At 56.1% G+C, this 7208-nt stretch carries 8 protein-coding genes and 1 pseudogene; 1 reads left to right on the forward strand and 8 read right to left on the reverse strand.

The annotated features are described in order from the left end of the window. Nucleotides 1-231 precede the first annotated feature (231 nt). The 5 genes from C7G61_RS41600 to C7G61_RS45635 form a co-directional block, all read right to left on the reverse strand. Nucleotides 232-993: an amidohydrolase family protein gene (locus C7G61_RS41600; RefSeq protein ID WP_108523297.1), complete on the reverse strand. Its 762-nt coding sequence runs from the start codon at nucleotides 991-993 to the stop codon at nucleotides 232-234. Continuing rightward, nucleotides 990-1238: a hypothetical protein gene (locus C7G61_RS41605; protein ID WP_108523298.1), complete on the reverse strand. Its 249-nt coding sequence runs from the start codon at nucleotides 1236-1238 to the stop codon at nucleotides 990-992. The genes C7G61_RS41600 and C7G61_RS41605 overlap by 4 nt, the downstream gene beginning before the upstream one ends. 741 nt (nucleotides 1239-1979) lie before the next feature. Beyond that, nucleotides 1980-2432 carry a hypothetical protein gene (locus tag C7G61_RS41615; RefSeq protein WP_108523300.1) on the reverse strand — a complete coding sequence of 151 codons (453 nt, stop codon included), beginning with the start codon at nucleotides 2430-2432 and terminating at the stop codon, nucleotides 1980-1982. Between the two features lie 2 nt (nucleotides 2433-2434). After that, a complete protein-coding gene (locus tag C7G61_RS45630) occupies nucleotides 2435-2860 on the reverse strand; it encodes a ComEC/Rec2 family competence protein (RefSeq protein ID WP_202975835.1) in 426 nt (141 codons plus the stop codon). Next, on the reverse strand, nucleotides 2857-3594 hold the full coding sequence (locus C7G61_RS45635) for a ComEC/Rec2 family competence protein (protein WP_202975836.1): 738 nt from the start codon (nucleotides 3592-3594) through the stop codon (nucleotides 2857-2859). Before C7G61_RS45635 ends, C7G61_RS45630 begins: the two co-directional genes overlap by 4 nt. Nucleotides 3595-3796: 202 nt before the next feature. On the opposite strand from C7G61_RS45635, the pseudogene C7G61_RS46745 reads away from it, so the two are divergent. After that, nucleotides 3797-3974: pseudogene (locus C7G61_RS46745) on the forward strand (IS3 family transposase); the annotation flags it as partial. Nucleotides 3975-4591: 617 nt separating this feature from the next. Here C7G61_RS46745 and C7G61_RS41630 read toward each other — a convergent pair. The 3 genes from C7G61_RS41630 to C7G61_RS44325 form a co-directional block, all read right to left on the reverse strand. Further along, entirely contained in the window at nucleotides 4592-6082 is a 1491-nt protein-coding gene (locus C7G61_RS41630; protein ID WP_244608750.1) for a UbiA family prenyltransferase, read from the reverse strand. Next, nucleotides 6027-6506, reverse strand: a complete 480-nt coding sequence (locus C7G61_RS41635) for a TlpA disulfide reductase family protein (protein ID WP_108523303.1) — start codon at nucleotides 6504-6506, stop codon at nucleotides 6027-6029. Before C7G61_RS41635 ends, C7G61_RS41630 begins: the two co-directional genes overlap by 56 nt. A gap of 318 nt (nucleotides 6507-6824) precedes the next feature. Further along, nucleotides 6825-7028, reverse strand: a complete 204-nt coding sequence (locus C7G61_RS44325) for a hypothetical protein (RefSeq protein WP_145963805.1) — start codon at nucleotides 7026-7028, stop codon at nucleotides 6825-6827. Nucleotides 7029-7208 lie beyond the last annotated feature (180 nt).

Genomic DNA, 7208 nt, shown 5'->3' on the forward strand with positions numbered 1-7208 from the left:
GTCCACAGGCTGGTCGCGATCGCCCGGAATGGGTGGTCGCGATCAATCGGAACGCCTGGTCGCAATCAATCGGTACAGCCGGTCGTGATCAATCGGAACGCCCGGTCGCGATCGCTCGGTACGCGCAGCTCCCCTCAAGCGAAGTGTTTTTTCCGGCCCCACCAAAGCCAGGAACACAGGCCCGCCGTGGATATGCTCATTTGGTCATTTCCGCAGGCATACAGGTTTTAGTTACGGAAATCCGTAGAGCGCAGCAGACGTCTCGCCGAGGATCCGCTCTCGGGCGTCCTCGTCTGTGACGAGCCCCTCAAGCCATTCCAGGGTCTCCACATAGGATGGCGCATAGGCGTGGGCGACCGTCACGTGCGGCCACTCCGACCCACAGAGCAGCTGTTTCGGCCCGAGCTCCTCCAGCATCCTGCCCGCCGCTGCTTGGGCCCAGCCATATGGGACGCTTCCGATCCCCGACAGCTTCACCCACGCGTTCGCGCCTTTAGTGAGCGCCAGAAGCCGCTCCAGGCGCGGATCCCAGGCGGGATCGCGGCCGCAGTCCGCAAGTCCGAAGCTTCGGAACACCAGACGGTGGCCGTCGGCTAGGAGCAGCTCTGCCAAGCGCTCACGTCCTTCAATGCCGCCGGACACCTCCAAGTGCAAGCCAAGCTGAACGGCAGCCCCGAGGGACTCGGTCAGTGGATCGGGATCGTCGAGCGTTAACGCCAAACCCGCGGCGCCTGATTGGCCCCACTCCTCCAGGACCTCAGGCGCCAGGGGCTGCACGAGCGGCGGAATGAGCCTCAAAGGCATTCGGGCCTGACTGGCCTGGGCGAAGAGCTCCGTCGCGTCGCCACTTAAGAAGGCGGGCTGGACAAGGACCAGCCCTGTGATCGCGCAGTCGCGCGCGGCGCCTCCTAGCTGATCCACCGACCCGTCGATGATGGGCGCGGCCCGGCGGGCCTCTCGGCGAAAGGCGTGGACCTCGCAGTCGATTCTCATGAAGCGCCCTCGCCGCAGAGCGCACGCACCAGAGCGCCCGCCAGGCTCCGGCTCAAACGCAGGTCCTCGACAGCGCTGCGGCGGGCGTAGAGACTCTCTATTACCCGCTCAAGCAAGCTGCGAGCGGTGTCTCCCTGGGCGTCCGGGCCGTGGCGCTTGACCGCCATGATCTCGCCGATAGGGCCAAATCCTGAGATCGAATGCCCGCTCGCCGTTGCAAGTACCGGCCCGCTATAGGTCCTCATCTGGTTATTTCCTCAAAGCCATGTAAGTCCTAGTTGGGAAAAAACTGCCAGATGCAGATAAGTGAAGAGAATCTGGTTTTCTCGCCTTTTGCGCGCGGAAGACGGGAGATCCCTTTACGATCATCTCACTCGACAAATACCCCGCGAGCGTACTCCAGAATTGTTGCACCAGCCGAGCGATAATTGTCGTACGTTCGCCAATGCCAGGCAGCCTCGATTGCCACGCTGTCGCCGACCGCCCCATGTTCGCGGACGGCTCCAGGCGTAAGCCACACGATGGCCTCGGTCTTTGGGAACACCGATCTTCACTGGCAATCTCACCTGGACGGCCTGTTTCTAATCAGGATAGCAGTTTGTTTTCCTGCACACCTGCAAAGCAGCCGACAAAATGGCGCAGAAACTTAGCATTTTTTGCGTTTACGTGGCGCTGCTCTGCTTTTGACAGTCAGCTGGTCGCAGGCGGCAAGCAGTGCATCCGCATATTGGTCGCCGGCCTGCCGCACCCATCGGTCGTTGACCACAGCAAGCCACGCAATAAGCGCCACGAAATCTATCGCGGCCGCGGCCCAAACTTCGGGTCTTTGCGCTGAGGACGCAGCCCAGACTGCGGACATTGTGAACTGGGTCATCTGCACATAGTTCGCGAGTATGGAAGCGGCGGCTGCAAGTGCGCAGACGACAATACCGATCGGCCGCATGCCGAAAAGATTACGCCGGAATCCATATTGGGCGTTTTCCTTATCAACAAGTGGAAAGCCTTTGCGGGTTTTTTTCCTTTAGCCAGATCACCGCTGAGTTATAGGCACCATCAGCCTTTGCCGGATTTGCATTTTCCTCGTCGAGCGTAGGTGGCAGCCAATGGGGGACATTTTGCCTCAGAAAGTCATGGTATCGCGCCAATGTTAATGGATTCAAAGGACCGGCATGGCGAAGCTTCAGGGTCGTCGGCCATCCACCCCACTGCTTGAGTAAGCTCCCTTCGATGTTCTTGCCGCGGGTGCGCGCCCAGGACCCAAGTGCGTAAAGTAACCCGCAAGACACCGCAATCGTGAGGAGGGTTGTTCCAACATTGGAAAGAAAGAGCTGCGGGAACCAAGCTAATGCAGTCATCAATGGCGGAAGCACCATCAGCAGGCCGGGAAATAACCTAGCCTGCCGGGCACAACTGTCGAAGAGATCTGTGATCGCCACCAATCTCAATTTTCCTGCTCGTCGGGATATGGCAGGCACTCGGCGGGGCTGTAGTCATCCCGGTCTGGCGCGTTCATCGAGACTCGCTTGTTCGACCCTTCGGTTGAGATGACGTGCGCTCCACGATGATGCATAGCTCGGACGACGGATTTGCGGGGATGATCCTCATCGGCTTTGGCCGAGCTAATGATAGCGGTGAAGGCAGTCTTGCCGTCCTGCGCCGCTTTCCTTCTCCCTAAGATCTTGTCGAGCAGTTCGGTCGTAACATTGTGGCGACCGCCATGGTGCGGAACTTGAAACCGATCGATGCCTGGCAACATCAATCCTGCCAAAGGCGCGTAATCGACGACTTCCTGAAGACCGCTGCGTCCGGTATCGCCGGTCAACAAAATTTTGCGTTCATTTAGGTAGGCATATTGGACAACGCTCATCTCGTTTTCGTTGCTTGTTTCACCTGCCGGAAAATCTTCGTCGCCCCAAGCCGTCCTAACAAGCACAGCGCCTCTTTCATTACATGTACAACAGCGTCGCGCGCGGTTTCGAGCAGGCCTTTTTCCTCCGGCGTCTTCTCTGAGGAAATAACCAGGTCTAGAAAGCGCGAGCGTGTCGGGGCCATTACCCGAAAAGCGCCAATACTAGCTCCCTGAAACGGCTCGTAGATTTGAACCTTCCTGCGAATTGCAATTTCTTCAAGTGCCGCGAGATTTGAGTATGCTTCCTTTAGGGCTTTCTCCAATCCATCGGCTGTTGTGAAACGCTTGAACCGGGGGAGAAGTTCTTTTGAATAGATCCAAGGTCGCAACATCCAAAGCGCGCCGACCTCGAAATCTTCCAGAACCCGTTGCAAACCTCCGGCGTGATCGCCGTCGTTGCGTGTTGCGACAACATGGTCGATTCGCTTCGGATTGCCATAGTACTTGTCTATGAAGTTGACGACCTTCTCTCCGGTTGATTGATAGCCGCCATCAACGACATGAATGAACGTCTGACCGTTCAACTCATAGCGGACGCAAAATAGCGTCGCCGCTGCTTTTCGTTTCAACGTCCAAAAAATCGATTTCAAAACAATCGGCCAATGTTCTCGCTCCCGAGTCTGGCTTGAGTGAGTGTCGCCAATGCCGGCGCCGGCATTGGTCTCGATTGCCACGCTGTTGCCGGCGCCCACTCACGGACGGCTCCAGGGGTTTAAGGCCACACGATATTCGTGGTCTTGATTTATTGGGAACACCAACCCTTCGTTAGCAATCTCCTTACTCGAACGATCTCTTTCTAATCGGGATAGCAGTTTGTTTTCCTGCAAGCTTGCAAAGCAGGCACCAAATTGCGCAGAATTTCAGCGTTTTCGGCCCAATTATGCAGGATTCGAAACAGATCGACGCCGCTTCCACATCATGGCCATGATCGACGATTGCACACGCGAGTGCCTGGCGCCGATGGCCGACACCTGGCTTTCCGAAGTGGCGCGAACTGGAGCCGCTGGTGATTGAGCGTGGCAAGCCGAAGATGGCGATCAGCGACAACGGCACGAACTCACCAGCCATCCTGACCCGGCCTGGGGACATCAAGGCCATCAGCACGAAGCCGGATGACCCTCGTTCAATTTACCAAGCCATGGAGAGGTCAGTCTTACCAAAATAAGACGTGAAGCGCCCAAAAAAGCGAAAGGCCATGACAGAGCACACCAAAGACAGATTGGCTGCAGCGCTGCGCGATCTCGGTCAGCCGTCGCCTTGAGCGCGAAAACGCGCATGTCGATGCGAAGAGCGTCATCGCCTCCACCGACTTCGGGACCCGAGAACTTGATGGCGCTCGTCAAGATGCATGAACAAGACCCCAAACTCCTCAGACCTTGAGATGAGAAAACACGGCCGCCATGCGTCTACGTCCGATGGTACACAGCATCTGCAACTGCTCGCCATCGATGCTGATGCTCAAAACCACGGCGGCACCCCGTGGTTCGCCCGATCTCCGTCGTCACCCTGCGACATATTGAGTTAGCCAGATCCTTTCGATCACGCCTCGACAGTTCGAGCCGATGCGTCCACGTCAGGCTCGACGCGCACGCGACAGCCGCCCAGTCCACGTGCCCTTGCGCGCTAGCGCAAAGCGTTATGGAGCCGAACGCATCAATGCAACGCCGCCCCTAGAAAATCTAGAATGCGTCAAATGGCGATAATTACTACGGCAGCGATCGAGGCGATGGCAATTGCGCTGATACGGTCCCTCAGCGCAAAAACAATAGGATCATCGTCCATTTGGCGTCGGTGCGCCATCATGAGCGCCCTGCCTATCCAATAGAGAAGAATTGGACAGATGAGCCATAGTGCCTTCGGATGTCGATAGAGTTTCTGCACATCGGGCGATGTAACATAGAGTGCAAAGATCGTGATGGCGTTCAAGCCAGCCGCAGCAGCTAGAGCGGCAACGACATCAAGGTCGCCGATCCTATAGTCACGGTCTGAACGATCCGGGAGGCCGCAGTCGAGCCGCCTCGCCAGTTCAACGTAGCGTTTGATTAGCGCAAGCGATGTGAAGATGAACATAGAGAAGATGAAAAGCCACTGCGAAATTTGAATTTCACCTGCCACGCCACCTGCAACAATGCGCGTCGTGTAGAGCATCGCCAGCACAACGACGTCCACAAGCATCTTGCGCTTCAAATAGAAAGAATAAGCGCTCGTTAGCACAAAGTAGCCAACCAATACGCCGACGAACTCAAGTGAGATTTTGGTTGCCAGCATCAGAGAAAATAGGAGAAGCGCCGGAACCATAAGCAAGCCGGCCCGAAGTTGGAGACGGCCACTCGCAAAGGGTCGAGCACGCTTGCTGGGGTGCGCGCGATCAGACTTAAGATCTAGTAGATCGTTGAGGACGTAGACAGCTGACGCACAAGCGCAAAAAGCTACAAAAGCGGTCACATCTGTGATGATGTTAGCCAACGTAAATTGATGCGAGGTCGCCAATGGCACAAAGACAAGGAGGTTCTTGACATACTGATGCAGCCGAAGGGCCTTGAACCACGGCCGCGTGCCCGCATTCCCGTCATCTAATGCGATGTAGTCATCCTTGAGCGCCACGAGCCGACTCTTTACCGAGTTGGAAAGGTTGACGCCGTAGGCTTTATCGGCAATCTCCCACACCGGAAAATCCGAGGGATCGTTGCCAATGTAATCAAATCCGTTCTTACCGAAAGCAGCTGTAAGTATCTCGGCCTTCAAAGATCCCGACAAATTGGTCTTTTCGTCAGAAGCAAACCAACCATCGAAGATGCCCAAGTGATCTGCGATGGCCCTCGCGTGCTTCGCGTTGGCTGCCGTAGCCAGGTAAACTTTCCTGCCCCGCGCTTTGGCCGACTGGATTAGATCCATAACGCAGGTGTTGTACGGGAGAGTCGCATAATCTAGTTCGGAGGTTTGGGCAAGATGATGCTTTACGGCCGCTTTGCCATTGGCGAGAGCCCGGACCGCTGCAAAATTCGCGTGTAAGCCAATAGGCACGACGTCTAAAAAAGACTCATACAGCATGTCCGTCAGCAGCAAAGATCCGTCAAGATCCACTACCAGCGGTTTATCGCGGAGAAACTCTGTATCGGCGGCTTCAGATACCATCGCTCGCGCGCCAGTTGCCGTCGAGAACTTTCGGAAAAGCGTCATCCAGCTGCATCGCATGACCCATAGAGGCGATGTAGCCGTCACGGTCGACCGCGAAGGAGGTGGGACTCTCGTAAGGAAAACTGGGGTCCAGCCAAAGTTTGTTCATTTCGCCCGTGTAGTCGAACGCGATCGGATCGTTCAGATGAGGAAGATTTTTCGTCAACCACGCGGTCAACTTAGTTCGGGCATCGTCCGCCGTTCGAGCGCGTTCACGAGCTGCGACTCCGACAACTTGAGATCCGCAGTCTTTGTATTTCTCTTGCAGCTGTACCAGATGGGACATCGCCGCAATACATGGCATGCACCAAGTTGCCCAAAATTCGAAGACGTACACGCTTCCGGGCTTGAAGCTCGTGATGGGCGGGCTACGGAGCCAGCTGTCCGCGTTGATCGGAGGAGAAAGTGACTCCATACGCAGCACCATTTTGCTCTCCAAAGCTATTGCGAAATGCTGAACGCCTTCGTGCGCGAGGTCGCTTCTCTCTCAAAAACGGGGGTGCTCCGTTTTCAAGTGAAGGAGAGCATCACTAGTTTTGCGCGTCTGTGTGCACTCACCCTTCACTCAGTGTTGCTGCATCTCATAGCAACGTCCATGCCAGGGTCGTTCGCGCGCGTTAAGCGTCTGATTCGCTTTGAAAGAGTTTGTACGCCGCCAACATCAGCCGTGTTTTTAACCGGACAGCCATTGTACCGTTGTCAGAAACCAGACAAGGATCAGCCATGGTTGCGGCGATTTCCGCTGCTACTCTCTGTGAGATATTGGCTGCGCGCCGATGAGGGATAGGTCACTTACCAGTTTCTCCAGCTTGCCTGTTTCTCCTCCTCGAGCTGCTTCAATCACGGTATCTCCGTCGGCAGCAATCCGCCGTAATTCGTCCTTCAGTTGAAATACATCGCCTGGCTGACCCGGCATTTCAGGATGATGTCGGCAACCGGACTCCGTCATGGCTCTACTTCGAAATAGAGGCCGTTTCTGCGTCTGAGAATTTGAGACTTTAGCAGTCTGCTGAAGAACCCCCTCGCCACGGAGGGGGCTTGATGATTCACTTGATCATCTCGAATCGGCGGAGATGATCATGCGGGGCAGGTTTACGGATCAGGGCGGACTGTTTTCGTACATTGCGCC

Source organism: Bradyrhizobium algeriense, from assembly GCF_003062295.1.
In the GTDB taxonomy this organism is placed as follows: domain Bacteria; phylum Pseudomonadota; class Alphaproteobacteria; order Rhizobiales; family Xanthobacteraceae; genus Bradyrhizobium; species Bradyrhizobium algeriense.